Annotated in this window: 22 protein-coding genes and 1 tRNA gene; 5 read left to right on the forward strand and 18 right to left on the reverse strand. The window is 74.4% G+C overall.

Annotated elements, in window-relative coordinates; translation table 11 throughout:
• Window positions 1-69 precede the first annotated feature (69 nt).
• From DMP15_RS18035 to DMP15_RS18045, 3 genes are read left to right on the forward strand one after another with little or no spacing between them, the layout of a single operon-like run.
• Window positions 70-852 carry an enoyl-CoA hydratase-related protein gene (locus DMP15_RS18035; RefSeq protein ID WP_073575184.1) on the forward strand — a complete coding sequence of 261 codons (783 nt, stop codon included), beginning with the start codon at window positions 70-72 and terminating at the stop codon, window positions 850-852.
• Window positions 853-911: 59 nt separating this feature from the next.
• Window positions 912-1655 (forward strand): 3-oxoacyl-ACP reductase FabG, encoded by a 744-nt coding sequence (gene fabG, locus DMP15_RS18040; protein ID WP_073575185.1) that lies wholly within the window; start codon window positions 912-914, stop codon window positions 1653-1655.
• Window positions 1652-2119, forward strand: a complete 468-nt coding sequence (locus DMP15_RS18045; protein ID WP_073575186.1) for a MaoC family dehydratase — start codon at window positions 1652-1654, stop codon at window positions 2117-2119. Before fabG ends, DMP15_RS18045 begins: the two co-directional genes overlap by 4 nt.
• A gap of 164 nt (window positions 2120-2283) precedes the next feature.
• Here the strand turns inward: DMP15_RS18045 and DMP15_RS18050 are convergent, their stop codons facing one another.
• From DMP15_RS18050 to DMP15_RS18080, 7 genes are read right to left on the reverse strand one after another with little or no spacing between them, the layout of a single operon-like run.
• Window positions 2284-3423 (reverse strand): ABC transporter substrate-binding protein, encoded by a 1140-nt coding sequence (locus tag DMP15_RS18050; protein ID WP_073575187.1) that lies wholly within the window; start codon window positions 3421-3423, stop codon window positions 2284-2286.
• Between the two features lie 46 nt (window positions 3424-3469).
• On the reverse strand, window positions 3470-5215 hold the full coding sequence (locus DMP15_RS18055; protein ID WP_083658398.1) for an ABC transporter permease: 1746 nt from the start codon (window positions 5213-5215) through the stop codon (window positions 3470-3472).
• Between the two features lie 3 nt (window positions 5216-5218).
• Window positions 5219-6424, reverse strand: a complete 1206-nt coding sequence (locus DMP15_RS18060; protein ID WP_073575188.1) for an ABC transporter ATP-binding protein — start codon at window positions 6422-6424, stop codon at window positions 5219-5221.
• A 45-nt stretch (window positions 6425-6469) separates the two neighbouring features.
• Window positions 6470-8596: an acetate--CoA ligase family protein gene (locus DMP15_RS18065; protein WP_337826203.1), complete on the reverse strand. Its 2127-nt coding sequence runs from the start codon at window positions 8594-8596 to the stop codon at window positions 6470-6472.
• Window positions 8593-10008, reverse strand: coding sequence for an MmgE/PrpD family protein (locus DMP15_RS18070; protein ID WP_010225721.1), 1416 nt, complete (start codon window positions 10006-10008; stop codon window positions 8593-8595). Before DMP15_RS18070 ends, DMP15_RS18065 begins: the two co-directional genes overlap by 4 nt.
• Window positions 10005-11153 (reverse strand): acyl-CoA dehydrogenase family protein, encoded by a 1149-nt coding sequence (locus tag DMP15_RS18075; RefSeq protein WP_073575190.1) that lies wholly within the window; start codon window positions 11151-11153, stop codon window positions 10005-10007. The genes DMP15_RS18070 and DMP15_RS18075 overlap by 4 nt, the downstream gene beginning before the upstream one ends.
• A 56-nt stretch (window positions 11154-11209) precedes the next feature.
• On the reverse strand, window positions 11210-12565 hold the full coding sequence (locus DMP15_RS18080; RefSeq protein ID WP_073575191.1) for an MmgE/PrpD family protein: 1356 nt from the start codon (window positions 12563-12565) through the stop codon (window positions 11210-11212).
• Between the two features lie 239 nt (window positions 12566-12804).
• Here DMP15_RS18080 and DMP15_RS18085 point away from each other — a divergent pair, with 239 nt between their 5' ends.
• Both DMP15_RS18085 and DMP15_RS18090 read left to right on the forward strand, forming a co-directional pair.
• On the forward strand, window positions 12805-13506 hold the full coding sequence (locus tag DMP15_RS18085) for a GntR family transcriptional regulator (protein WP_073575192.1): 702 nt from the start codon (window positions 12805-12807) through the stop codon (window positions 13504-13506).
• Between the two features lie 9 nt (window positions 13507-13515).
• Window positions 13516-14814: an MFS transporter gene (locus tag DMP15_RS18090; RefSeq protein ID WP_073575193.1), complete on the forward strand. Its 1299-nt coding sequence runs from the start codon at window positions 13516-13518 to the stop codon at window positions 14812-14814.
• A gap of 749 nt (window positions 14815-15563) precedes the next feature.
• Here DMP15_RS18090 and DMP15_RS18095 read toward each other — a convergent pair.
• The 11 genes from DMP15_RS18095 to DMP15_RS18145 all read right to left on the reverse strand — a co-directional run bounded on the left by DMP15_RS18095 (window position 15564) and on the right by DMP15_RS18145 (window position 25554).
• Window positions 15564-15637: transfer RNA gene (locus DMP15_RS18095), tRNA-Pro, on the reverse strand.
• A 26-nt stretch (window positions 15638-15663) separates the two neighbouring features.
• Window positions 15664-16371, reverse strand: a complete 708-nt coding sequence (locus tag DMP15_RS18100; protein WP_304580093.1) for a LuxR C-terminal-related transcriptional regulator — start codon at window positions 16369-16371, stop codon at window positions 15664-15666.
• 44 nt (window positions 16372-16415) lie between these two features.
• A complete protein-coding gene (locus DMP15_RS18105) occupies window positions 16416-17189 on the reverse strand; it encodes a DUF5995 family protein (RefSeq protein ID WP_073575208.1) in 774 nt (257 codons plus the stop codon).
• A 73-nt stretch (window positions 17190-17262) separates the two neighbouring features.
• Complete coding sequence (locus tag DMP15_RS18110) at window positions 17263-20172, reverse strand: AAA family ATPase (protein WP_139282767.1); 2910 nt, start codon at window positions 20170-20172, stop codon at window positions 17263-17265.
• A 26-nt stretch (window positions 20173-20198) separates the two neighbouring features.
• The gene (locus DMP15_RS18115) at window positions 20199-20432 is read right to left on the reverse strand and encodes a hypothetical protein (protein ID WP_073575209.1); all 234 of its coding nucleotides are present in this window, start codon (window positions 20430-20432) and stop codon (window positions 20199-20201) included.
• Window positions 20433-20491: 59 nt separating this feature from the next.
• On the reverse strand, window positions 20492-21466 hold the full coding sequence (locus tag DMP15_RS18120; protein ID WP_073575210.1) for a quinone oxidoreductase family protein: 975 nt from the start codon (window positions 21464-21466) through the stop codon (window positions 20492-20494).
• Window positions 21466-22878, reverse strand: a complete 1413-nt coding sequence (gene der / locus DMP15_RS18125) for a ribosome biogenesis GTPase Der (RefSeq protein WP_073575397.1) — start codon at window positions 22876-22878, stop codon at window positions 21466-21468. Before der ends, DMP15_RS18120 begins: the two co-directional genes overlap by 1 nt.
• A gap of 83 nt (window positions 22879-22961) precedes the next feature.
• Window positions 22962-23657: a lysophospholipid acyltransferase family protein gene (locus DMP15_RS18130; protein ID WP_073575211.1), complete on the reverse strand. Its 696-nt coding sequence runs from the start codon at window positions 23655-23657 to the stop codon at window positions 22962-22964.
• Window positions 23654-24352: a (d)CMP kinase gene (gene cmk, locus DMP15_RS18135; RefSeq protein ID WP_083658409.1), complete on the reverse strand. Its 699-nt coding sequence runs from the start codon at window positions 24350-24352 to the stop codon at window positions 23654-23656. Before cmk ends, DMP15_RS18130 begins: the two co-directional genes overlap by 4 nt.
• 78 nt (window positions 24353-24430) lie before the next feature.
• Complete coding sequence (aroH, locus tag DMP15_RS18140) at window positions 24431-24793, reverse strand: chorismate mutase (protein WP_073575213.1); 363 nt, start codon at window positions 24791-24793, stop codon at window positions 24431-24433.
• Window positions 24793-25554 carry a pseudouridine synthase gene (locus tag DMP15_RS18145; RefSeq protein ID WP_073575214.1) on the reverse strand — a complete coding sequence of 254 codons (762 nt, stop codon included), beginning with the start codon at window positions 25552-25554 and terminating at the stop codon, window positions 24793-24795. Before DMP15_RS18145 ends, aroH begins: the two co-directional genes overlap by 1 nt.

A 25554-nucleotide genomic window follows, 5' to 3' on the forward strand; every position in this document is an offset into this window, starting at 1 on the left:
CGGGTTCCTGGGTGAGGGCGGTGGGACGTACTCGACCCGACCTCGTCTGTCGACTACATTCTATAGAGTGTGACACCAGCTCCCGAGGATCCGCTCGTCGTCGACGGCTCGGCCGGACTGACGACGTTGCGCCTGCAGCGGCCGCACCGCCGCAACGCGCTCGACCACACCCTGCTCGAACGCCTCCTGTCCGAGCTCCGCGCGGCGGCCCGGCGCGGTGACGCCGCACTCGTCCTGACGGGCGGGGACTCCTACTTCTCCTCCGGTGGCGACGTCGCCTCGATGCCCTCCGCCGCGGACGGGCTGTTCGGCCCCGCCTCGCGGCTCGCCCTGGTCCACGAGGTCGTCGAGACGATCGTGCGCACCGACGTCGTGGTGGTCGCCGCGGTCGAGGGCTACGCCGTCGGTGCGGCCTGGGGCCTGGTCCTAGCCTGCGATCTCGTCGTCGCCGCAGAGGACGCCTTCTTCGCCGCCCCGTTCGCCGCGCGCGGCCTCACCGCCGACGCCGGTACCGCCTACCACCTCCCCCGCCGCCTCGGCCCGCAGCGCGCGGCCCGCCACCTGCTGCTCGGCGAGCGGCTCAGTGCCCCGGCCGCGGCCGACGCCGGCCTGGTGAGCGAGGTCGTCCCCGCCGGGACGGCGACGGCGCGGGCCACAGAGATCGCCGCGCGGCTGGCGGCCGGGCCCCGCGGGTCGAACGCCCTGACCAAGCGTCTCGCGGCCCGCGCCCACGCGGGTCTGGCCGACTTCCTCGCCTCGGAGCGGGTGGCCGTGTCGCTGGCAGGCCAGGGCCCGGACGCCGCCGAGGGCCGGGCGGCCTTCACCGAGCGCCGCGAACCCCGCTTCACCTGACTCCCCCGGGCGCCGTGGCCCCGCCACGCGACCGGGAACCGACCAGAGAGAGGACCGGAATGACCGCACTGCTGGAGGGCCGCACCGCCGTCGTGACGGGTGGTGCCCAGGGCATCGGGCTCGCCATCGCCCGCACCTACGTCGCCCACGGCGCCCGCGTCGTGCTCGGCGACCTCGACGAGGCGGCGGCCCGCGCCGCCGCGAAGGAGCTCGGCGGCGAGGAGGTCGCCGTCGGCGTCCGCTGCGACGTCGTCTCCGCCGAGGAGGTCGCCGCGCTGATCGACACCGCGGTGACGACGTTCGGCTCGCTCGACGTCTTCGTCAACAACGCGGGGATCACCCGCGACGCCACGATGCGCACCATGTCGGAGGACGACTTCGACCTGGTGATCCAGGTCCACCTCAAGGGCACCTGGAACGGCACCCGGCTCGCCGCCGCACGGATGCGGGAGCAGAAGTCCGGCGCGATCGTGAACATCAGCTCGCTGTCCGGGAAGGTCGGGATGGTCGGGCAGACCAACTACTCGGCGGCGAAGGCCGGGATCGTCGGGCTCACGAAGGCCGCAGCCAAGGAGATGGCCCACCACGGCGTACGGGTCAACGCGATCCAGCCGGGACTGATCCGGTCGGCGATGACCGAGGCGATGCCGCAGAAGGCGTGGGACCAGAAGATGTCGGAGATCCCGATGCAGCGGGTCGGCGAGATCGACGAGGTCGCGAACGTGGCGCTGTTCTACGCGTCGTCGCTCTCGTCGTACATGACGGGCACGACGGCCGAGGTCACCGGCGGGCGGTTCATGTGACGGGCGGCCCGCTCGTCGTCTCCACCCGGGACGGGCTCGACGCCGCGATCGGCGCCGAGCTCGGCCCGGGGCCGTGGACCACCGTGGACCAGGACCGCATCGACGCGTTCGCCGCGGCGACCGGGGACCACCAGTGGATCCACGTCGACCGCGAGCGGGCCGCGTCCGGGCCGTACGGCCGGACGATCGCGCACGGCCAGCTCACGCTGTCGCTGATCTCCGCGCTGGCCGGCGACCTCTACCGGTTCGAACTGGGGACGGCGCGGCTCAACTACGGCTGGGACCGGGTCCGCTTCCCGGCACCGGTCCCGGTGGGGTCCCGCATCCGGCTGCACGCGACGGTCGCGAACGCCGAGCCTCGCGACCGCGCCGTCCTCGTCGCGATCGACGTCACCGTGGAGCTGGAGCACTCACCCCGCCCGGCATGCGCCGCAAGCAAACTCTCCCTGATCCTCCTGGACTGAGCACCGACCACGACCCGCTCACCGGTCCCGCCGGCGCTCGCCCGATCGCGTGCGCGTCGACGGAACCGGTGATCGTCCGCGGGGTGGTCGGGCAAGGCCGGCGGGGCCGGGACAGCAGACGCCCCGGTCCTGTCGGACCGGGGCACCCCGTGGGGTGGACCGGGTCAGCCGTTGAAGCCGAAGGTCTGGTTCCAGCGCCGGACGGTGTCGGCGCCCTCGGTCTCCGCCTGCTCCGGGGTGTAGACGACGAACGACGGGTCGTCGGCCTTCGGGAGCCGGTAGTCGCCGGTCGGGACCTGCTCGATGTCGGTGCGGGCCCCGATGAACCCCTGCGCGGCGGCGAACTGCTGGCCCGACGTCGACCAGGTCCAGTTCATGAACAGCTTCGCGGCCGGGCTGTCCTGCCCGGTGCTGGTCAGGCCCTGCATGTTGAAGGTGCCGGACACGCCCTCCTCGGGCACGACGAGCTTGATCGGCGCCCCGGAGCGCTCCGCGCCGTAGGTGCTGTTGAAGCCGGCTGTCGCGATCTCGATCTCGCCGCGGGCGAGTGCCTCCAGCTGCACCGAGGTGGTGTCGAAGATCCGCGGTTGCTGCGCGGCGAGCCCGGCCCAGTAGTCCGGCCCGATGACGTCCTCCTGGAACGCGGCCAGGCCCTGCACGGTGCCGCCCGCCCCGGCGTTGACGACGCCCATGCGGCCCTTCCACCGCGGGTCCAGCAGGTCGTTCCAGCTGGCGGGGACGTCCCCGCCCTCGACGGCCCGGTCGTTGTAGGCGAAGGCGTAGGCCGAGTAGTACGACGTGTAGTAGGCCCCGCCGGCCCACGTCACGTTCTCGGTGCCGGTCAGCGTGTCGTGGGTCGGCATCTCGGTGTAGGGCACGAACACGTCCTGCTCGGCGAGGCCCTCGGCGAGCAGCGGGTCGGTGATGGTGACGACGCCCGCCGACAGCCGCCCGGCCCCGGCCTCGCTGAGCACCCGCTCGTTGAGCTTCGCCGACGGCATCCGCGTCACCTCGACCCGGACGCCGGTCTCCGCGGTGAACCGGTCCGCGGTCAGCTCGGCGCTCTCGCTGCCGGACCCGGTGAACCAGACGAGCGTGTCGCCGCGGGCGGCCTCCAGCAGGGCGGCGTCGGCGACCTGCTCGCCGTCGACGACGAGGCCGTTCGCGTCGTCCACGGCGGGCAGCGCGAGCATCCCCTCGGTGACGGTGTCGGTGCCGCCGCCACCTCCCCCGCCGCAGCCTGCGAGCAGCAGGCCGCCCGCCGCGAGCGCGGCGACCAGGCCGCTCGTGCGTGTCCTCTTCATGGGTCAGCTCCTTTGCCGGGACGGACGCCGTCGTCCGCCGGTGTGACTACCGCGCGAGGCGGCGGGGGATGTAGGACAGGACGAACATGAAGGCGGTGTAGATGACGCTCATCGCCGCGGCCTCGCGCAGCGCGCCGCCGTTCTCGAAGGCGTCGTAGATCGCGATCGAGAGGATCTCGGTGTCGCTGGTGTAGAGGAACAGCGGCACCGTCAGCTCGCGCATGCTGAGCATGAGCAGCAGCAGGAACGTCGACAGCAGGCCCACCTTCATCAGCGGCACCGTGACGCTCGTGACGGCACGGGCCCGGGAGGCCCCGAGCATCACCGCGGAGTCCTCGAGGTCCCGGTCGGTGGCGAGGATCGACGACGCCACGCCCCGGAACCCCTGCGGCGACTGCACCGCGAGGAAGGCGATGACCAGGACCGCGAGGGTGCCGTAGAGCGGGACCGGCATGACCAGCCAGGTCCACAGCAGACCCATGCCGAGCACGACGGCCGGCAGCGCGAGGGGGATCATCGAGATCCCCTCGACCAGCGACCGCCCGGTGGACCGGGTGCGGTAGACGAGGTAGCCGCACAGGAACGCCAGCACCACGCCGGCGCTCGCCGCGAACACGCTCACGACGAGGCTGTGCCAGGCCGCCTCCTGGAAGCTCGACGAGACCAGCACGTCGGAGAACGAGCTGAAGTCGAGCCCGCCCGGCTCGGCGAGCTGGGTCAGCGAGGTCAGGTAGGGCGAGCTCTGACCGGCGACGGTCACGAGCGCCAGCACCGGCAGCACGATGGACAGGAAGAAGAAGCCGAGCACGGTGGCGAACACCGGGATACGGGCCCGGCCGAGGGCGACCTTCTTCTGGCGGACGCCCTTGCCGGTGACGGTGGTGAACGACCGCTTCGCCAGCATCCGCTGCTGCAGCCAGGTGGCGAGCAGCACGACGGCGACGAGCACGACCGCGATCGCGGCGCTCTCGTTGCCCCGTGAAGGGCTGGTGTTGAGCAGCCGGAAGATCAGCGTCGGGAGGGTGTCCACCCCGCCCGGGGTGCCCAGCACCTGGGCGACCGGGAAGTTCTCGAAGACCAGGATGAAGGTCAGCATCGCCGAGCCGATGAGCGCCGGGGTGGCGAGCGGGAACGAGACCAGGCCCAGCATCCGGCGCGACGTGGCGCCGTGCACCCGCGCGGCCTCCTCCAGGTCCGGGCTCATCATCGACATCGCGCCGTGCACCAGCAGGAAGGTGTAGGGCGAGTAGTACATCGCGAAGACGACGATCATCCCCGGCACCGAGTACATGTCCAGCGGCAGGGAGAGTCCGAGATCGGCCTGCGCGATGTTGAGCAGGCCGGCGTTGGGGCTGCCGAGCATGGACCAGGCCAGCGCGCCGACGTAGGACGGCAGGAAGATCGGCATCAGGCCGACCAGGTAGACGAAACGCGGGACCGGGATGTCGCTGCGCGCGGCGAGGAACGCGAGGGACCCGCCGATGAGGCAGGCCAGCGCCGTCGAGACGACGCCGATCACCATCGAGTTCCCGAACGCCGTCAGTGTCTGCGGGTCGGTGAACACCCCGAAGTTGCCGAGCGTGAGGTCCCAGGTGATGTTCCCGGGGCGGGGGACGTCGACGCTGAACGCCGCGAGCAGCACCATCGCGGCCGGCAGCACGATGAGCACCGCCAGCACGACCAGGACGAGCACGGTCGGCAGCCGGAGGCGGCGCCGCGCCGTGCGTGCGCGCGGCGGGGGCGCCGCGGTCTCTCCCACGCCGGTGCGGGGCGGCTCCTGGAGGATCGCCACGGCTCAGCCCTCCCGGGTCGCGGCCGCCGCGACCGGCCGGTCGTGCGACGTCCGCGGGGCTGCGTCGCCGGGACGCGCGCGGTCGGCCTCACCGGCGGCACCGGGTCCCGGGGCCGCGGCGGCGGGTCCGGCCTCCCGGGGGAGGACCTGGACGTGGGCGGGGTCGATCTCGACGTGCACCCGGTCGTGCTGGCGCAGCACGACCGACGCGTCCTGGGTCTGGGCCTCCAGCGTCGGCCCGGCGTCGAGCGCGACCGAGCACCGGATGAAGGAGCCCTGGAAGACGCTGACCGTCACGGTGCCCGGCCACGAGTTCGGGCCCGCGTCACGCGGCTCCGTCCGCACCCGGACGTGTTCGGGACGGATGCAGACGCTGAGGTCGTCGCCCGGCGGGACGACGGCGTCGGCGGCGATCTCGACGTCGTGGCCGGCCAGCCGCAGCCGCCGCTCCCCCGCCCGCGGTGCGGCGACCGGGAAGATGTTCGCGACCCCGAGGAACTCCGCGATCGACGCCGACGCGGGGCTCCGGTAGGTCTCCACCGGCGTGGACAGCTGCGAGATCCGCCCATGCTGCATGATCGCGATGCGGTCGGCGAGTGCCAGCGCCTCGCCCTGGTCGTGGGTGACGTAGATCGAGGTGAGCCCGAGCTCGAGCTGCAGCCGCCGCAGCTCCACCCGCAGGTCCTCGCGGAGCCGGGCATCCAGGTTGGACAGGGGCTCGTCGAGCAGCATGACGTTCGGCTCCATCGCGAGGCTCCGTGCCAGCGCGACCCGCTGCATCTGGCCGCCGGACAGCAGGCTGGCGCCCTTGTCGGCGAGGTGGGCCAGCCCGACGAGTTCCAGGGTCTCCAGTGCCCGGGTGCGGATCTCGGCCTTGGGGCGCCGCTTCATCCGCAGCGGGAACGACACGTTCTCCAGCACCGTCATGTGCGGCCACACCGCATAGGACTGGAATACCAGGCCCACGTTGCGCTTGTTCGGTGCGACGTTGAGCCCGGCGGCCGCGTCGAACACGGTCGTCCCGCCGATGGCGATCGAACCACCGCTGGGGTCCTCCAGACCGGCGACGCACCGCATCGTGCTGGTCTTGCCGCACCCCGACTGCCCGAGCAGCACCAGGGACTCGCCGTCGGAGATGTGGAGGCCGAGGTGCTCGACCGCGGTGAAGTCGCCGTAGGTCAGCGACAAGTCGTTGATCTTCACGTCCATGGTGTGTCCTCGGATGTGTGTCGGTTCACGGGCGGGGCGGACGGGTCATGACCGGTCCGCCTCGCGGACCAGGGCGTCGAGGGCGACGGCTCCCTGCCCGCGTCGCCGGACGGCGACCGGGTTGACCTCGGCCTCCACCACGTCGGGCCGGGTCACGGCGAGCCGGGACACCGCGACGACGGTGTCGACGAGCGCGTCGATGTCTCCGGCCGGTCCGCCGCGGAACCCGCGCGCGATGCGCATGGCCGTCACCTCGCCGACCATCTCCCGGGCCACCTCGGCAGTGACGGGGGCGAGGCGCAGCGTGGAGTCGTCGTACAGCTCGGCGTGCACGCCGCCGGCGGCGAGCATCACCAGCGGCCCCACCGTCGGGCTCACCCGATAGCCGACGAGCGCCTCCACGACCGCGTCGCCGACCATCTCCTGCACCAGGAACCCGCCGAGCTCGATCGTCGGGTCGTGCGCGGCGACGTTCGCGGTGATCGTCCGGACGGCGCCGGCGAGCTCGCCGGGCCCGGTCACGCCGAGGACGACCGCACCGGCGTCGGACTTGTGCGGCAGCCGGTCCGACAGCGCCTTCACCACCACCGGCCAGGCGGGCTCCGCGGCGGGCGTGCCCGCGGCGTCGCACGTCGTCGCGGCGGGGAACGCCACCCCGAGCCCGGCCAGGACGACCGCCGAGTCGCTCTCGTCGAGCGTGCGGGCCGGGGCCTCGGCGGCACCGGTGTCCCGGGTGCCGAGCACGGCCGGATCGACCGGGCGCCGGGCCAGGGTCGCGGCGATCGCCTCCGCGCAGGCCTCCGCGGTGCGGAAGGCGGGGACGCCGGCGTCGTTCAGCATGCGGAGCGACTCGAGTGCGTCCGGCAACGCCCAGGCTGCCAGCGGCACCTCGCCGGCGGCGGCCGCCTCGGCGATCGCGGACACCGCGAGTTCGGGGTTGAGCCGCGCCGAGGAGCCGACGACGAACAGGACGAGATCGAACTCACCGCTGGACCGGAGCACGTCCAGCGCTCCGAGCACGAGGTCGTGCCGGGTCCCGGCGAGCGTGAGGTCGACGATGAGGTTCTCGGCCACGTCGAGCCCGAGCGCGGCGAGCCCGCGGAACACCGCGGGGCTCGGCCGGGCCACGGTGACGCCGCGGGTCTCCAGCTGGTCGACGACGATCGCGGCGCCGCCCCCGGTGGAGGTGATCACCCCGATCCGGTCGGCGCGGACCGGCCCGGGCGGGCCGATCCGCCGCTGGAGGGCCTCGGCCTCGATGAGCGCCTCGAAGTTGTCGACCCGGGCGAACCCGCAGGCGCGGAAGAAGGCGTCGGCCTCGTCGTCCTCGCCGGCGAGCGCCCCGGTGTGCGACACCGACAGGGCTGCGGCCGCGTCGCTGCGGCCCAGCTTGTAGACGGTGACGGGCCGGCCGCGCTCGGCGGCGGCCGCGGCGAAACGGGCCAGCGGGCCCGCGTTGTCCATCGACTCCACGAACAGCGTGTACGAGCCGATCTCGGGGTCGTCGAGGGTGGCCTCGCAGATCTCGCCGAGGGTCAGGTCGACCTCGGAGCCGGTGGAGACGAACCCGGCGAAGCCCAGGCCGCGGGCCTTCGCCCGGGTCATCAGCGCGCCGATGACGCTGCCGGACTGGGACGCGACGAACGACGGCCCGACGGGCAGGTCGGGCTCGGCGAACGCGGCGTTGGCGGTGAGCAGCATGCCGTTGCGCGGGTTGACCACGCCGATGCTGTTCGGGCCGACGACGCGGACGCCGTACCGGCGGGCGACGTCGAGCAGCTCCTCGAGCCGTTCCCGCCCCTCGGGCCCGCCCTCGCCGAAGCCGCCGGACAGCACCGTCACCAGCGGTACCCCGGCCTCGCCGCACTCGCGGACGGTGTCGACGACGCGTGCGGTGTCGGTGAGGACGAAGACGTGGTCGGGAACCTCCGGGAGCGAGGCGATGTCGGGCCAGGCCCGCTCCCCCAGCACCGTCTCGCGGCGCGGGTTGACGGGGTAGACGCCGCCGGTGAAGCCGGCCTCGCGCAGGAAGCGCAGGGGGCGGGCGGTCGTCTTCCGTGCGTCGTCGGAGGCGCCGACGATCGCGACGGAGCGGGGGGCGAGCAGCGCCCGGCCCACGTCGGGCCGTGCGGGATCGGCGGCGTCGGCCGGGCGGTCGGTCAGCTGGGTCATGCCGCACCCCGGCAGAGGGCGTCGGTGCGGGCGACGACGTCAAGCGAGGCGAAGGTCCACAGCTCGGCGGCGAGCCCGGTGGCGGCGTCGCGGCCGAGCACCGGCGCGGCGAGCCGGACCAGCTTCGCGGTCATCTCGTCGTCGCTGACCGGGTTGCCCGGCTCCCCGTAGGGGGTCGGGACCCGCTCGGTGAGCTCCCGCCCGTCGTGCAGGGTCAGCGTCACCACGGCGGTGCGCAGCACCGGGTAGTCCGCGTCGGCCTGCTCGTCGGCGCGGACGTGCACCCGGCCGACGAGGTCGAGCAGTGCGGGGTCGCGGCGGGCGCCGGGACCGAACTCGGTGAGGCCCACCTCGTCGTGCACGAGGGCGGTGGCCACCGCGAACGGGATGCTCATCTGGGCGTCGAGCAGCGAGTCCACCTCGGTGCTCGCGTGGTGCGAGGCGACGGTGTAGGTCGCGACGTCGACCCGCGCGACGTCGGCGACGGTCACCCCGTGCTCCGCGCGCAGCGCCAGCACGGCGTCGATCGGGCCGTGCAGGTGCCGGCAGGACGGGTAGGGCTTCACGTAGGAGTCGAGAACGACCCACCGCTCCCCCAGCCCGTCGAGCAGGGTGCCGGCGTCGAAACCGCCGTCGGCGAACGCCTCGACGTAGCCGTGCCGGGTCTCCAGGATCGGCCGCGGCCCGGTCACACCGGCCTCGGCGAGCTCGACGCTGACGATCGCGTCGCGTGCGGCCTTGCCCGGGTGCACCCGCTTGACCTCGGCGTTCTTACCGAGGAAGGCGAACAGCCCGCCGGCGTGCGAGGCCGCGACACCGAGCGCGTCGTGCAGCCGGTCGGCGTCGAGGCCGTGCAGGACGGCCACCCCGCAGGTGGCGCCGACGACACCCGCGAGCGGGGTGTTGTGGAAGTGGTTGCGCCACGTCGCGGGGTGCCCCGCGGCGGCGAGCCGGGACACCGCCTCCAGGGCGACGGCGAGCGCCCGCATCGTCGTGGTGGTGTCGCTGCCCCGGGCCTCCGCCGCGGCGAGAACGGCCGGGAAGCAGACGCTGCTCGGGTGCACGCTGCCGGGGGTGTAGCCGTCGTCGACCTCGAGGCTGTGGGCGCTCGTGCCGTTGAGGAACGCGGCGCCCGGCGCCGAGACCGGTCCGAGGCCGATCGCGGTGGCGGTGCGGCCGGTCGTCCCGTAGGTGCCGGCGACGTGGGTCGCGACCGCCCGCGCGACGTCGGTCGCCGAGCCGGGGACGACGGCGGCGACGTAGTCGACGAGCAGGCGGCGCACGTGGTGCTCGACCTCGGCGGGCAGCGGCGCCGCGGCCGCGGCGACGACCCAGTCGACGAGGACGTCGGTGGCGCCGTCGAGCCCGCGCTGCGCCTGCGGTGCGGTGGTGCCGGTTCCGGTGATGCTCACGCGCCCGTCCCCGCCCGCTGGTCGAAGCGGCGCCCGAAGACGGAGCCGGCGATGGTGTTCTTGAGGATCTCGACCGAGCCGCCGGCGATCATCCAGCCGCGGGTGCGGCGGACGATGTACTCCAGCGGGTACTCCTGGCTGTAGCCCGAGGCCCCGAAGACCTGCATCGCCTCGTTGGCGACCTGGAACGCCGTGCGGTTGGCGTGCAGCTTCGCGATGGCCGCCTCGGTCGCGTCCGGTGCGCCGGCGTCGGCGTTGGCGACCGCCCGCAGCAGCAGCATCCGGGCCGCGTCGAGCTCCACCCTCATGTCGGCGAACTTCCACTGCAGGCCCTGGAACTCGCAGAGGTCCTTGCCGAAGGCCTTGCGGACCTTCGCGTGCTCGACGGCGCGCTCGTAGGCGGTCTCGGCGAGCGCGAGCGCCCGGGAGGCGTTGCCCATCCGCTCGACACCGAAGATCGACAGCATGCTGCGCAGCGCACCGCTGTCGGCGAGGACGTACTCCTTCGGCACCCGGCAGCCGTCGAAGAACAGCTGGCAGTGCGACTCGCCACTCATGTGCAGCTCACGCTTGCCGCGGGTGAAACCGGGGGCGTCGAACGGGACCAGGACCGCCCCGATGTCGCGCGACGACGGGCCGAACCGGCACCAGACGACCGAGTGCGTCGCGTCCGGGCCGTGGGAGTTCCAGCACTTCTGGCCGTCGAGCATGACGTGGTCGCCCTCGTAGCGGGCGGTGGTGCGCAGGTCGGTCAGCGCGCTGCCCGCGTCGGGCTCGCTCATCCCGGCGGTCACGAGCGCCTCGCCCCGCAGGAGCAGCGGCAGCACCTCGCGGCGCACGTGCTCGGAGCCGAACTTCGCGACCTGGCGGATCGCGCCGAAGTTGCTCGCCTGCAGCGCGTCGGCGCTGTGCGGGCAGACCTTGGTGATCGCCATCATCACGAGCACCGCATCGAGCAGCGAGGCGCCCTGCCCACCGACCTCGACGGGCAGGGTGAGCCCGGTCAGGTCGTGGTCGGCGAGCACCTTGAGGGAGTCCCAGGCGAACCCGTCGCGCTGGAAGGCCCGCGCGCCGAATTCGCGTTCGGCGAGCTTGGAGACCGACTCCACGAGCGTGGTCTGCTCGGGGGTGAGGCCGAAGTCCATGGTGGTCGTTCCCTCTCGTCGTACGTCGGTGCTGAACAGCGGGGTGCGGGCCGGGATCAGGCCGGGCCGGTCCGGTCGGTGACGGCCGCGGCGGCTCCGGCCGCGTCGAGGCCGGGGAGGTCGGCGGCCAGCTGCCACAGGCGGTCGGCGGCGGCGCGGGCGTCGGGCACCGCGGCGACCTCCAGGCAGCCGAGGAGCTTGCGGTCGACGGCGTCGCGGTCCGGCCGGGCCGCGCCGGCGCCGGGCATGGCGGCCTCCGCGACGTCGTGGACGCCGTCGGTGGTCTCCAGCTCGACCCGGGCGCCGGACATGACGGCGCTCTCGGGGAGGTCCTGGCGGACCTCGACCAGGGCGGCCGCGGCGGCGACGTCGGCGCGGCCGAGGTCGCGGCGCAGCGTGCCGAGGTCGTAGCGCCCGGTCACCCAGAGCGCGGCGAGCTGCCACGGCAGGGAGAACTGGACGTCGACCAGCGGGGCCCCGCGGTCCTGCCACGGCCGGGCCACCAGCTCGTAGGCCGACCCGGCCGGCAGGTGCGCGATGATCCGCCGCACCGTGTCCATGCCGGGCCGGCGCGCGTGCAGCTGCTCGGCCGCGGCCAGCGCGGCGTGGGTGTAGCGGCAGGCCGGGTACGGCTTGAGGGCGACCGCGTCGAGCTCGGCGGGCCCGCCGAGCAGGCCGGACAGCGTCAGGTCCGAGCCGGGCAGCACGCCGAAGGTCCCGCCGAGCCAGCCGGCCGGTCCGGCGACACCGGCCCGGGCGAGCGACGCGGCCGTCAGCCCGTGGGCGGCGGCGAGACCGGGCTGGAGCCGCTTCGCGACCGACCCGTCGACGACCGCCTGCCGGGTCGACGGCGCGAGCGCCGCCCCCAGGCACAGGCCCATCGCGTCGCCGGTCGCGGCCTCGTCGAGCCCCCAGACCGTCGCCGCCGTGGCGGCGGCGGCGAGTGCCCCGAGGCCGGCCGTCCGGATGACCCCGTGCCGGGGCCCGGTGAGCCGGGCCAGCCGGGACAGCAGCTGGACGCCGGTGGCGAGCCCGTCCAGGACCCGCTCCCCCGGTGCCGGGGCGGTCGCCAGCGCGGCGAGCGCCGCCGGGACGACGACGGCGGCGGTGTGCACGACGGCCTCGTCGTGGGTGTCGTCGAAGTCCCAGGCGTGGATCAGCGTGGACAGCGCGGTCGCCGCCTGCGGCGCGGCGAGGCGCAGCTCCGTCCACGGCACCGCGACGGCGCCCGGAGAGACGGCGGCGAGGCCGTCGAGCACCCGCCGGGCATCGTCGTTCGCGGCCCCGGCGGCGGCGAGACCGAGCGCGTCCACGAGGAGGTGCAGGAGCTGGTCGCGGTGCTCCGGCGTCAGTCCGGCCCACCGGCCCGGTGTCGACGTCGGGACGGGCGTGCTCACCACGGTGCGGGTCACCCTGCTGCCTCCTGCGCTGGTCGGCGGGCCGGTCTGCCGGTGATCGGGGTCACCCGACCGGCGGCCACGAGGCAAACACGACGAAGGAACACGGGTCAATAGATTCTATAAAATCTAATCAACCGACCATCGAAAGTATCGCCGTGCTAGGTTCAGCCCGCCCGCGGTCCGTCCTGCGGGGCCGAACCGTGCCGAACCGGGCCGAGGCCTGCCGACCCACACCAGGAGCGCCGCAGCCGATGAGCGAGATGGACGCGCCGCCGAAGTCGCGCACGGCCTACGTGCTCGACCGGCTCAAGGCCGATCTCCAGCACGGCGTCATCAACCCCGGTGACCAGCTGCGCCAGACCGCGATCGCGAAGCGCTACGGCGTCAGCCCCACCCCCGTCCGTGAGGCGCTGCGGATCCTCGCCGCCGACGGGACGATCGAGTACACCAGCCACCGCGGCGCCACCGTGCGGGACTTCACCCCGGAGATGGCCCAGGACCTCTACCGCATGCGCGCCGAGCTGGAGGGCCTGGCCTGCGAGGTCGCGGTCGAGCGCATGACCGATGAGGGCTACGCGGCGATCGTCGCAGCGAACGAACGGCTGGTCAGGGCCACCGCCGACGGCGCCGAACCGGCGACCCTGTCGCTGCTCAACAAGGACCTCCACTTCGCGATCTACGAGACGGCCTCCTCGGTGATGGTCGAGGGCATCGCGCTGCTCTGGGCCCGGTTCAAGCCCTCGGTCACGCTATGGGGCGTCGGCGAGTTCAGCCGGGCGCTCGACCAGGACCACGACGCGATCCTGGAGGCGCTCGGCCGCCGGGACGGTCCCGCTGCCCGGGCCGCGATGCACGCCCACGTCATGCACGCGTGGGAACTGCGCCAGACCAGCGAGGAGCTGCGCGCCACCGGCCGGGTGGGCGGGGACGCCCCCGGTTCCGCGGCCTCCTGACCACGCCCGGTGGAGCGTCTCCGGCCCCGCTCGCTGCGCGCACCGTGGTTCCCGTGCCTCGTCCTCGCCACGTTGCTCTCGCACGCCGTGCTCGCCGGCGTCCGCACGCTGATCTCCTACCGGGCACTCGCACTCGGCGGTGACGCGGTCACCGTCGGTCTCGTCACCGGCGCGTTCGCGCTCCTCCCCCTCGTCGTCGCGCTGCACATCGGGCGGGCGGTCGACCGCGGGGGCGGGGTGCTCGTCGTCCGGCTCGGGCTGATCCTGACCGTCGCCGCGGTGCTCGTCGCGGCGGCGAGCCCGTCGGCCGGGTTCCTGATCGGCGCCAGCGCGGTGCTCGGGCTGGGCCAGATCCTGCACACGGTGGCGTGCCAGAGCCTGATCCCGCTGTGGTCTCCTCCGGAGAAGGTCGACGACCGGTTCGGGCAGCTGACGCTCGGGGTCTCGGCCGGGCAGCTGGTCGGGTTCCCCGTCGCCGGGTCGGTCGCGACCCTCACCAACGCCGGAGCGACGACGGGCGAGCAGGTCGCCACCACCCCGGCGCTGCTCGTGATGGCCGGGCTCGCCGCGCTCGCCGTGCCACTGGCGTTCTGGTTCGTACCGGCGGAGCGCATCCGGGTCAGCCGCGCCGACGCCTCGGCCGTCCGGCAGAGCACCCTGGCGATCCTCGGCACTCGGGGGATGAAGCCGGCCGTCTACTCGAGCCTGACGGTCCTGACCGGCATGGACCTGCTCATGGCCTACCTGCCGCTGCTGGGACAGTCGATGGGCCTGGGCGTCGGCGCCGTGACGATGCTTCTCACCGCGCGCAGCGTCGCCTCGGTCGTGTCCCGGGCCGCGATGCCGCTGCTGCTGCGGGCCGTCCCGCGTCGGGTGCTGCTGGTATCGGCCACCCTCGCCTCGGGGGCGCCGATGGCGCTCGTGCCGCTCACGACCGACATCGTGCTGCTGACCGTGATGATGCTCGTCGTCGGCTTCTTCTGGGGGCTGGGCCAGCCGCTCACCATGTCCTGGGTGACGACCGTCGCTGACCCGCACAACCGCGCGGCGGCGCTGTCCGTACGACTGGCGGGCAACCGCATCGGACAGGTCGTCGTGCCGCTCGCCGCGGGCGGGCTGGCCGGCATCACAGGCGCAGGCGCGATCTTCCACGCGGGCGGGCTACTACTGCTCTCGTCAGCGCTGTGCACACTGGTCAGCACGCGCGAACCGCCCGCGGAACCCGGGCGGGTGGCGCCCAGCCGCCACGGAGTCCACCCCACGGACGTCACTTCTCGGCGTACCCGGCGAAGGCCTGCCGGCCGATGACCACGCAGACTCCTCGCCGAGGACCCGAGCGTCGTGCTGGCGCGACATGTCCGGGTGCCGTGTTGGTCATGGTCTGCTGCGTTGCTCCCCGGGCTTTCGTCGTCGACGTCGCGAGGACGGCCCTGACCAGGTCGGCAGCCACGCCTCCACTGTCGCGAGTCGGCCGAACCGGACCACAGGCGCACTCCTGTCAATGCTCCGGCTCCTGACCCGGCAGAGGGCCACCCCCTCCCCGGCGGCCTCGTCGACAAGGGCACCAGAAGCAAGCGGGCGCGGTTCATCCCGCTGATCGACGAGGTGCGTGGTCTGGTCCAGCACCGGATCGACGTCGTCGGGGGCCGGCCCGACGCCCGGCTGTTCACCGGACCCCGCGGCGGACGGATCACCACCACGGTGTTCCGGGACACCACCCACTGGGATGAGGTCGTCGCGTCACTCGGGTTCGAGCACCTGCGCCGCCACGGACTCCGCCACACCGGCCTGACGTGGATGGCCGACGCCGGCGTCCGGTGCACGTCACGCCAAGATCGCCGGGCACGGGTCGTTGACCACGACGCAGCGCCACCTGCACCCGGATCAGGCCGCGGGGTCGGCCGCCGGGGACTCGCTGATCGCCTCCCTGCGGGCCCCACGGTCCCCACATGGTCCTCACGAGGCTGCGGGATGACCAGCACGGTGATCGATACCCGGACAGCGAAACAGCCCGCCGACCTGGAGTTTTCCAGATCAACGGGCTGCTGTTCGGCCTGTCGGGACGACAGGATTTGAACCTGCGACCCCTTGACCCCCAGTCAAGTGCGCTACCAAGCTGCGCCACGTCCCGGCCACCCCTCGCGGGGCACGTGAACCTTACCGTACCCACGGCAGCATCCCACCGGGGGTGTCGTCCGTGGCGTCGACGCTGCGTACGAGCGCGACGGCCTCGAGCTGCGACCCGACGTCGAGCTTCGCGAGCACCGCCCTGACCTGCGTGCGGACCGTCGGGAGCGACACGACGAAGTGCTCGGCGATGGCGTGCACCCGCACCCCGCCGGCGAGCAGTTCGAGGACCTCCCGCTCGCGGCGGGTCAGGGTCGCGATGCGTCCGCGGACGGCGCGCTGACGGCGGTCCCACTCGACGTAGCGCTGCACGAGCTCGTCGCGGTGGGCGGCGTGCAGCAGCGACCGCCCGACGCGGGCCTCCCGGATCGCGACGACCAGTGCGGGCATCGAGGCCGTCTTCGACACCCAGGTGAAGCCGCCCTGGTGCAGGGCCGCGCCGATCCGGGTGGGGCTGGAGCTGCCCGAGAGCACGAGAACCCGCCACCCCTGGGCGCGCAGCCCCGGGATGAGCGGGATGGTGTCGATCCGGCGGCCCTCGGCGTCGCGTCCGAGGTCCAGATCGAGGACCAGCAGTCCGGGCTCGACCCCGGCGACGGCGCGGTGCACGTCGACGTGCGAGTGCGCGGGACGGAACGAGGCCGGTTCGCCCTCCGCGCGCAGGGCCAGCGCCAGCGCCGACCCGACGAGCTCGTGGTCGTCGATGATCAGCACCGTCCCGAGCGGTGCGACCGCCACCGTCCGAGGGTGTGACACCCGCCCGCCCCCCACTCGGGCGGGTGTCACGTCAGGGCTCCCAGCGTGAGCAGGCCACGCCCCAGGAGCGCGGTCCGGCGGTCGAGCGCCGCGACCTCGTTCTCGTACTCCATCGGCCGGGAGCGGAGCTCCCACAGCTCGAGGGCCTGCCGCCAGGCGACGTCACGGGCCAGCACCACCGGAACGTCGGCGACGCAGCCGAGCAGCTGCTCGGACAGCGAGGTCTCGCCGGGGTCCTTCCGGTCGAAGCCGTCGAGCAGGCGGACCATGTGCAGCGAGAACACGTCGTTCACGGCCCGGTAGTCGGCCCGCTCGGCCGGGCCGGGGGTACCGCGCCCGAGGACCGTGCAGGTACGCACGACCGCGGGCGCCAGATCGAAGTTGACGTGCGCGTTCACCCCGACCACCGCGTACTCCGCCGGGGAGATCCGGTCGTGGTGGCGGCGTTCCAGCAGCACCCCCCAGGACCGCGGCGGGGTCCCCCCGGTCGCCTCGGCGTACAGGGCCCGGAAGTAGCGGCGGGCGAACTCGACGTCGAGCCGGACCAGGAAGTCCCGGTCGGCGAACAGGTCGTCGTCGAGCTGGTCCCGGATGCCGCGGGTGATGCGCAGGTAGAGCCGGTTGAACGAGGCGACGCCGTCGCCGGGTCCGTACTCGCACTCGAGGATCTCCTGGAGGTGCTCCAGGTGCGCGACGACGCCGTCGATCGTCTCCGGTGGCGTCGCGAGCAGCGCCGCGACGCGCGCCCGGCCCGCCGGGGCCGTCCCCTCCCCGGAGGGCGTCTCGATGGTGGCCGTCATCGTCGCCTCCGTGTCGCTCGATCCGGTGATCAGCCTGGTCGAGCGTGCCCGGCGACGGTATAGGGCGAATGACCTAGATGTCGGTGCGGTGCTCGCGGAGGACGGCCGCGGCGCTGGTGCGGTTGGTGACGTCGAGCTTGGCGAAGACCGAGGCGAGGTGGGCGCCGACCGTCTTCGGGGTGATGAACAGCCGGGCCGCGATCTGCTTGTTGGTGGCGCCGTCGGCGAGGACCTCCAGCACCTCGCGCTCCCGGTCGGTGAGCCGGGCCAGCGGACCGTCCACGGCGACCGGGGCACGACCGTCCGTCGCGACCGCGGCGAGCTCGGGCACCTCGATCCGGGCCCGGTGGGCGACCTCGGCGATCTCGGTGAGCAGCGGACCGGCCCGCAGGCCCGCGGCGAGCCGGGCGGCGCGGCGCAGGTCCGCGGTGCCCTCCTCGGTGCGGCGGCCCGCCAGCAGCGCCTCGGCGCTGCGCAGTCGGGCGTAGGAGCCCGGGTAGGGCTGGCCGAGGCCGTCCAGCAGGTCCGCGACGCCCCGCCAGGTGCCCGGGTCGGACCCCGCGGTGGTCCGGGCGTCCTCGGCGGAGCACATGGCCTCGTAGCTCGCGATCACCCCGCGCAGCGCGGGGGCGGAGCGGTCCCCGCGGTCGACGAGGTCGCGCCGGTGGCGGCGCAGCCGTCGCAGCCCGCTGGCGTCGGGGGGACGTCCGGCGAGGACGGCCTGGGCGTGCGCGCGGGCACCGTGCCAGAGCAGCGGCGCGACCGCGAAGACGTCGTCGACGCCGGACTCGACGACGTCGAGCCCCTTCCCGACGTGGGCGAACGCCAGCTCCGGGTTGCCCCGCCACATCTCCAGCCCGGCGCGCAGGATCAGCAGCGGCAACCGCTGCTTGGGCAGGCCCGCCGACCCGGCGATCAGCTCGGCAGCGGTGAGGTCGACGTCGGAGCCGTCGAGGTCGCCACGGCCCATCCGCAGCCGGGCGCGGGCCAGGCGCAGCTCCAGCATCTGCGCCCCGGACGGGGCGGCCGACCATGCCGTCGCCACCTCCCGCTCGGCCTCGTCCCAGGCACCGGCGCGGAACAGCCCGTTCGCCGCCACCACCCGCAGCGACACCGACGAGGTCCGGCCCAGCCCCAGCCCGGCCATCCGCTCGGCTCCCGCCCGGGCCGCGGCGACGCCGTCGTCCAGGGCGTTGAGCGGGCCGGTCAGCAGCTCCGCGCGCCGGGCCAGGCACTCCCCCAGCGTCTCCGGGTCGCCGTCGGCCTCGGCGACGGCGACGGCCTCGGTCAGCGCGTCGAGTCCGGCGGCGCCGTCGCGGGAGTGCGCGGCACCGAACCCGAGCGTCGCCAGTACCGACGCCAGTGCCCGCGGCTCCCCCACCCGGCGTGCCGCGACCAGCGCGTCCTCGGCGACGGCGCGGGCACCGGCGTAGTCGGCCCGGTCGAGCAGCGCGGCCGCGTAGCCGGCGAGGACCTCGGCGCGAGCGGCGACGGCGGCGACGGCCGGGTCGTCGCCGGCGGGCAGGGTGGCGACGGCACGCCGGTGGGCCTCCTCGGCTTCGGCCAGCTGGCCCGCCGCGCCGAGGTAGCGCCCGAGCCGGGAGCGCAGCACCGCCTGCTCGGTGCCGGGGGCCGCGTCGGGCTCGCCGAGCCGTTCGGCGAGCAGCGCCACGGCCGAGCCGTGGTCGCCCGCCAGGGCCGCCGCGGACGCGGCCCGCTCCAGGTAGCGGCTGCGGTCGCGGACGGCGTCGGGGACCGGCAGCGTCGCCGCCCGGAGCCAGTGCCGGTGCGCCTCGGCGTAGCCGCGCAGCCGTTCGGCCTCCTGCGCCGCCTCGAGGGTCGCCTCCAGCGCCTCGTCCGGGCGCCCGGCGAGCTGCCAGTGGTGGGCGAGGCGGGCCGCCGACCCGGGGACGCGGTGGCCGCCGTGCAGCGCGGTGGCGTAGCGGACGTGCAGCTCGACCCGCTCGGCGGGGAGCAGGTCGGCGGAGACGACCTCGGTCATCAGGCCGTGCCGCAGCGTGTAGCCGTCGGCACCGGCGACGACGACGAACCCGGCGTCGGCCGCCTGCCGCACGGCCGCGGCCAGCTCCGGCCCGTCGACGTCGACGACGGCGGCCAGCAGCGTGTGCTCGACCTCCCCGACCCCGGCCGCCACGGCCCGCACGACCTCCACCGCCCCCGTCGACAGCCCGGCGGCTCCCGCCCGCACCAGCTCACGGACGGTCTGCGGCACGCCCCGCGGGTCCCCATCGAGCACGGCACGGACGGTCTCGCGGGCCAGGAACACGTTCCCGCCGGAGTGCCGCCACACCAGGTCCTCGACGTCGTGGCGCCCCGGTGCCCACTGCGCGACCAGCTCGGCCAGCTCGTGCCGGGGCAGCGGCTCCACCCGGGCGAAGCGCACGCCGCGGTGGCGGCGCAGCTCCCCGGTGAGCCCGAGCAGGTCGATCGGGACGCCACCGGCCGGGTCGTCGCGGTAGGTGCCGACCAGCAGCACCGGCGACGACGACAGCGCCGCCAGCAGGTAGGCGAACAGGTCGCGGGTGGAGCGGTCGGCGCGGTGCAGGTCGTCGACGACGAGCACCACCGGACCCCGGTGGGCCGCCCGCTCGACGACGGCGGCCAGCTCGCCCAGCATCTCGACCCGCCCGGCCGGCCCGTCGGCGCGGTCCAGCCTCGACAGGGCGGCCGCGCACTCTCGGCCCAGCGCGCCGCGGGTGCGGGACTGCTCTCGCAGCGCGGACACGACAGGCCAGAACGGCGGGGCGTCGGCGATGTCGAGCGCGCGGCCGGACAGCACGACCGCGCCGCCGCTCGTCGCGGTGCGGCCGAACTCCGACACCAGTCGGGTCTTGCCGACCCCCGCGTCGCCGCCGAGGAGCACGGCCGAGGCCCCGCCGGCGACGGCGTCACGCAGCGCGTCGGCGAGCAGGTCCAGCTCCGCGACTCGGCCGTGGAACACCTCGGCCGGGGTCTCCCTCACGCCCGGCCACGATAGTGACGGTGTCGTCACCGTTCCAGGGTTCCTGCGGCGACGGTGCGCCGGGCGAGCAGGATCGACAACCAGGCGTGGATGCGGGCGTCGGGTTCGCAACCCCGGCCGTCCCACGGGTGCAGCAGGTCGGCGTACCAGGAGGCCTCGGTGCGGGCGTCGACGACGAGCTCGTCGCCACCGCACAGGGCCAGCGCCATCTCGCAGGCGGCACGCACACGCCACACCCAGAGCCGCTCGAACACCGTCACCCCGACACCGTCACACCCGGGCACTCGTCGGGCCGGCGCCGCTGGTTACAGGCGCGGCGTCACGACCCGGCGACCTCGATCACGACCTTGCCGACCGCCCCGCCGGACCGCAGGTGTGCGACGGCGCCGGGGGCGTCGTCCAGCGACACGACCCGGTCGACGGTGGCGCGCACCCGGCCCGCGCCGACCAGGCCGAGGACCGGCGTCAGCGCGGCGGCGACGGCGGCCCGCTCCTCGGCGGTGCGGACGCTGAAGGTGGTCCCGATCAGGCGGAGTCTGCGGAAGGACAGGGTGTTCAGGTCCAGCGTCGCCGACGGCCCGGCGAGCCGGCCGATCTGCACGACGGTCCCGCCGATCCGCACGGCGGGCAGGGCGGCGGCCAGGTAATCGCCGCCGACGAGGTCCAGCACGACGTCGACGGGCCCGTCGACGTCGCCCAGCGCGTCGGCCCCGACGAGCGGGACCGCCCCGGCGTCGACGAGCGCGGCGCGCTTGGCGGGCGAGGTCGTCGTCGCGAGGACCGGTGCGGCCCCCAGCGCGGCGGCGAGCCGGATCGCGACCTGCCCGACCCCCGTACTGCCGCCGAGCACCAGAACGGCGCCGCCGTCGGTGCCGAACCCGGCCTGGGTGACCAGCGCGTCGTGCGCGGTCTCCAGCGCGACCGGCAGCGCGGCGGCGTCGGTCCAGGACAGGCCGGGCGGGACCGGCAGGGCGCGGCGGGCGTCGACGACGGCGTACTCGGCGAACGCGGCGGGAGCGGACGCGAACACCCGGTCCCCCGGCCCGCGGCCCGGGGCACCGGTGACGCCCGGACCGGCGTCGACGACCTCACCGGCGAGCTCCATGCCCGCGGTGAACGAGCCGTCGTCGTCGGCGTGCGGGACGGGATAGCCGCCGCCCAGCGCCAGCAGGTCGGCCCGGTTCACCCCGGCCGCCCGGACCCGCACGAGCAGCTCCCCCGGGCCCGGGACCGGGGTGTCGATCTCGTCGACCTCCCAGGTCCGGGCACCGGGACGGCCGCGCAGGGCCCGCATCACTTCTTCCGGGGGCGCTTCTCGCGGACCCGGACCGAGACGCGGATCGGCGTGCCGCCGAACCCGAACTCCTCGCGCAACCGGCGCTCGACGAAGCGCCGGTAGCCCGCCTCGAGGAACCCGCTGGTGAACAGCACGAACGTCGGCGGGCGGGTCTGCGCCTGCGTCGCGAACATGATCTTCGGCTGCTTCCCGCCGCGGACCGGCGGCGGGGTCGCGGCGACGAGGTCGTTGAGCCACTGGTTGAGCCGCCCGGTCGGCACCCGGGTGTCCCAGGACTCCAGCGCGCGGTTCAGCGCGGGCGCGATCCGCTGGGTCGACCGCCCGGTCAGCGCGGAGACGTTGACCCGCTCCGCCCAGCGCACGCTGATCAGGTCGCGCTCCAGCTCACGGGTGAGCTGGTGGCGACGCTCCTCGTCGACCTTGTCCCACTTGTTGAACAGGATCACCAGGGCGCGCCCGGACTCCACCACCATCGTCAGGACCCGCTGGTCCTGCTCGGCGATCGGCTCGGAGGCGTCGAGCAGCACCAGCGCGACCTCGGCGGACTCGATCGCGGAGCTCGTCCGCAGCGAGGCGTAGTACTCCATGCCCGAGGCCATCTTGACCCGCTTGCGCAGGCCGGCGGTGTCGACGAAGCGGAACACCTGGCCGTCGAGCTCGACCAGGGAGTCGACCGGGTCGACGGTGGTGCCCGCGACGTCGTGGACGACCGACCGCTCCTCGCCCGCCAGCTTGTTCAGCAGGCTGGACTTGCCGACGTTCGGCTTGCCGACGAGCGCGACGCGGCGCGGGCCGCCCCCGGAGGCGCCGAAGTCGTCACGCGGGGTCTCGGGGAGGATCTCCAGGATCGCGTCGAGCAGGTCACCGGAGCCGCGGCCGTGCAGACCCGACACCGGGTGCGGCTCGCCGAGACCGAGCCGCCACAGGTCGGCGGTGTCGGAGGTGAGCCGGTCGTCGTCGACCTTGGTGGCGCACAGCATCACCGGCACGTCGGCGCGGCGCAGGACCCGCGCGACGGCCTGGTCGGTCGCGGTGGCGCCGACCGAGGCGTCGACGACGAGCAGCACCGCGTCGGCGAGACGCATCGCGGTCTCGGCCTGCTTCGCGACGAACCCCTGCAGGCCGGCGGCGTCGGGCTCCCAGCCACCGGTGTCCATCAGCTTGAACCGGCGGCCGTTCCACAGCGCGTCGTAGACGACGCGGTCACGGGTCACCCCCGGCACGTCCTGCACGACCGCCTCGCGACGGCCCAGCATGCGGTTGACCAGGGTCGACTTGCCGACGTTCGGGCGGCCGACGACGGCCAGGGTCGGGGTCGCCAGCGTCTCGTCGGGGTCGATCCCCGCGGTGACGACGCCCTCCTCGTCGACGGCCACGAACTCCGTCGGGTCCAGCCCGAGCCGGTCCATCTCGGCCCGGTCGGCCGCGTCACCGATCTCGACACCGCTGCGGTACGCCCCGCCGAGGCTCGTTCCGCGTTCGCTGCTCTCGCTCACTGCTCTCTCACGTCCCCGGCCGCGTCGGGCCGTGTCACTTGCCTGTGTTCGTTGTCCAGTTCGCGGACCAGTGTCCGCAGGGCCTCCGTGACCTCGGTGGTCGCGGCGGCCAGGCCGTTCCGTCCCGGCGCCGTCGGCGCCGGCAGCGGGTCGCCGACCAGCACGTCCACCCGGGGGCGGAGGCGGCGGGCCGCACCCGCCGGGCGGTGCGTGCCGCGCACCGCCACCGGGAGCAGCGGCGCCGATGCCGAGCGGGCCAGCCAGGCCGCGCCCTGCCGGGCCCTGCCGATGTCGCTGCCGACCTCGCCGGTGCCGCGGGTGCCCTCCGGGAAGACGGCGACCATGCCGCCGTCGCGCAGGACCTCCAGCAGGGTCGTCAGCGGCCGCCGGTCGACGACGTCCCGCCGCACCGGCACCTGCCCCAACCACCGCAGCAGTGTCCCCACGATCCCGGAGAACATCTCCGCCTTCACGAGGAACACCACGCGGCGCCCGAACATGCCGAACAGCAGCGGTCCGTCGACGAACGCGCTGTGGTTCGCGACGAGCACCACCGGGCCGGTCGCCGGGATACGCTCCCGGTGCCGGATCCGCACCCGGAAGAACGGGACCCACAGCCAGGTGCCGATCCAGCGGCCGAGGTCGTGCAGCCACCCGAGAGCGTGCTCCGGCAGCGCACGCGCCCGGCTCACCCGTCCAGCCCCCGCGCGGAGACGAGCTCGCGCAGCTTCGCCAGCACGGCGTCCGCCGACAGGCGGTCGGTGTCGAGCACCAGCGCGTCCGCCGCCGCGTAGAGCGGCGAGACCCGGCGCGACGAGTCGAGCCGGTCCCGCCGTTCGACGTCGGCGAGGGTGACGTGCAGGTCGGCCTTGCGGCCCGCCTTCTCGTCCTGCCGCCCGCGCCGCGCCGCGCGGACCTCCGGCGACGCCGTCAGGTAGACCTTGAGGGGCGCGTCCGGAACCACGACGGTACCGATGTCGCGCCCCTCGACGACCATCCCGCCGCCGCTCCCGACGGCCGCGCGGATCAGGGCGTGCTGGCGGGCGACCATCTCGGCCCGGACCTGCGGCACCGCGGAGACGGCCGAGACGAACCCGGTCACCTCGGGGCCGCGGATCGGGCCGGAGACGTCCTCACCGTCGAGGGTGATCGTCGGGGCGACCGGGTCGGTGCCCGACTCCAGACGGGCCCCGATGGCGGCGCGGGCGATCTCGTCCTCCGTCGCACCCTCGCCCAGGCCGGCGCGCAGCGCGGCCAGCGTCGCGGCGCGGTACATGGCCCCGGTGTCCAGATAGGCCGCCGAGCAGGCCTGCGCCAGCCGTCGGGAGACGGTCGACTTGCCCGTCCCGGACGGACCGTCCATCGCGACGACGCCCCGCAAGGCCACCTTGTTCCCCCACCGTGTTCGAGTTGCTGCGTCCGGCATTGTCGCCGGTCGGCCCCCGCCACGACGGGGCGGGGTGTCCTACTGGGGCAGATCGGTGCGCAGCGCCCGCGCCCCGTGCAGGTAGACGTGCCGCATCGCCGAGCGCGGCTTCGGGGTGTCGACGTGGGCGAGCAGCCGCAGCACCCGCGGCAGCGCGCCGGGCACCGCCATCTCGGTGGCGCACATCAGCGGCACGTCGGTCAGCCCGAGCAGCCGTGCCGCGTACGCCGGGAACTCGGCGGTGAGGTCCGGGGTGGCGGTGAACCAGATCGAGATGATGTCGTCGGAGCGCAGCTCGTTGCGCTCCAGCACCGCGGTGACCAGCTCGGCGGAGCGGTCGAGGATCTCCTGCCGGTCGTCGGCGTCGACCTGGGTCGCGCCCCGCAGGGCCCGCACGGCCATCAGAGACCGACCGCCTTGTACAGCGAGCCCACCTCGACGCGGTCGAGGGGCCGCAGCTTGCCGGGACGCTGATTGCCCAGGGCGACCGAGCCGACGTGGGTCCGCACCAGACGCAGCACCGGGTGGCCGACCTCCGCGAGCATCCGCCGCACGATGTGCTTGCGCCCCTCGTGCAGGACCAGCTGCACCGTGGCGCGGCCGGGGACGGCGTCGACGAGCTTGAACGCGTCGACGCGGGCGATGCCGTCCTCGAGCTCGATGCCGTCGCGCAGCCGCCGCCCGAGGTCCCGGGCGATCTTGCCCTCGATCTCGGCGAGGTAGGTCTTGGGCACCTCGTAGGACGGGTGCATCAGCCGGTGGCCGAGCTCGCCGTCGTTGGTGAGCAGCAGCAGCCCCTCGGTCTCGGCGTCGAGCCGGCCGACGTGGAACAGCCGCTGCGCGGTGTTCATGATCTCGACGCGGTCGGCGAGCAGGTCACCGATGCAGGGCCGGCCCATGTCGTCGGACATCGTGGAGTGCAGCCCGAACGGCTTGTTCAGCGCCAGGTAGACCTGGTCGTCGCGCAGGGTGACCCGGGCGCCGTCGACGTGGACGACCGCGGTGTCCGGGTCGATCCGGCGGCCCTGCTCACGGACGGTCTCGCCGTCGACCTGCACGCGTCCCTGCGCGATGAGGTCCTCGGCCGCGCGCCGGGAGGCGACGCCCGCGCGGGCCAGCACCTTCTGGAGCCGGACGCCGTCGGGGTCGTGTGTGTTGCTCAT

This window comes from Pseudonocardia sp. UM4_GMWB1 (assembly GCF_017312155.1).
GTDB classification, from domain to species: domain Bacteria; phylum Actinomycetota; class Actinomycetes; order Mycobacteriales; family Pseudonocardiaceae; genus Pseudonocardia; species Pseudonocardia alni.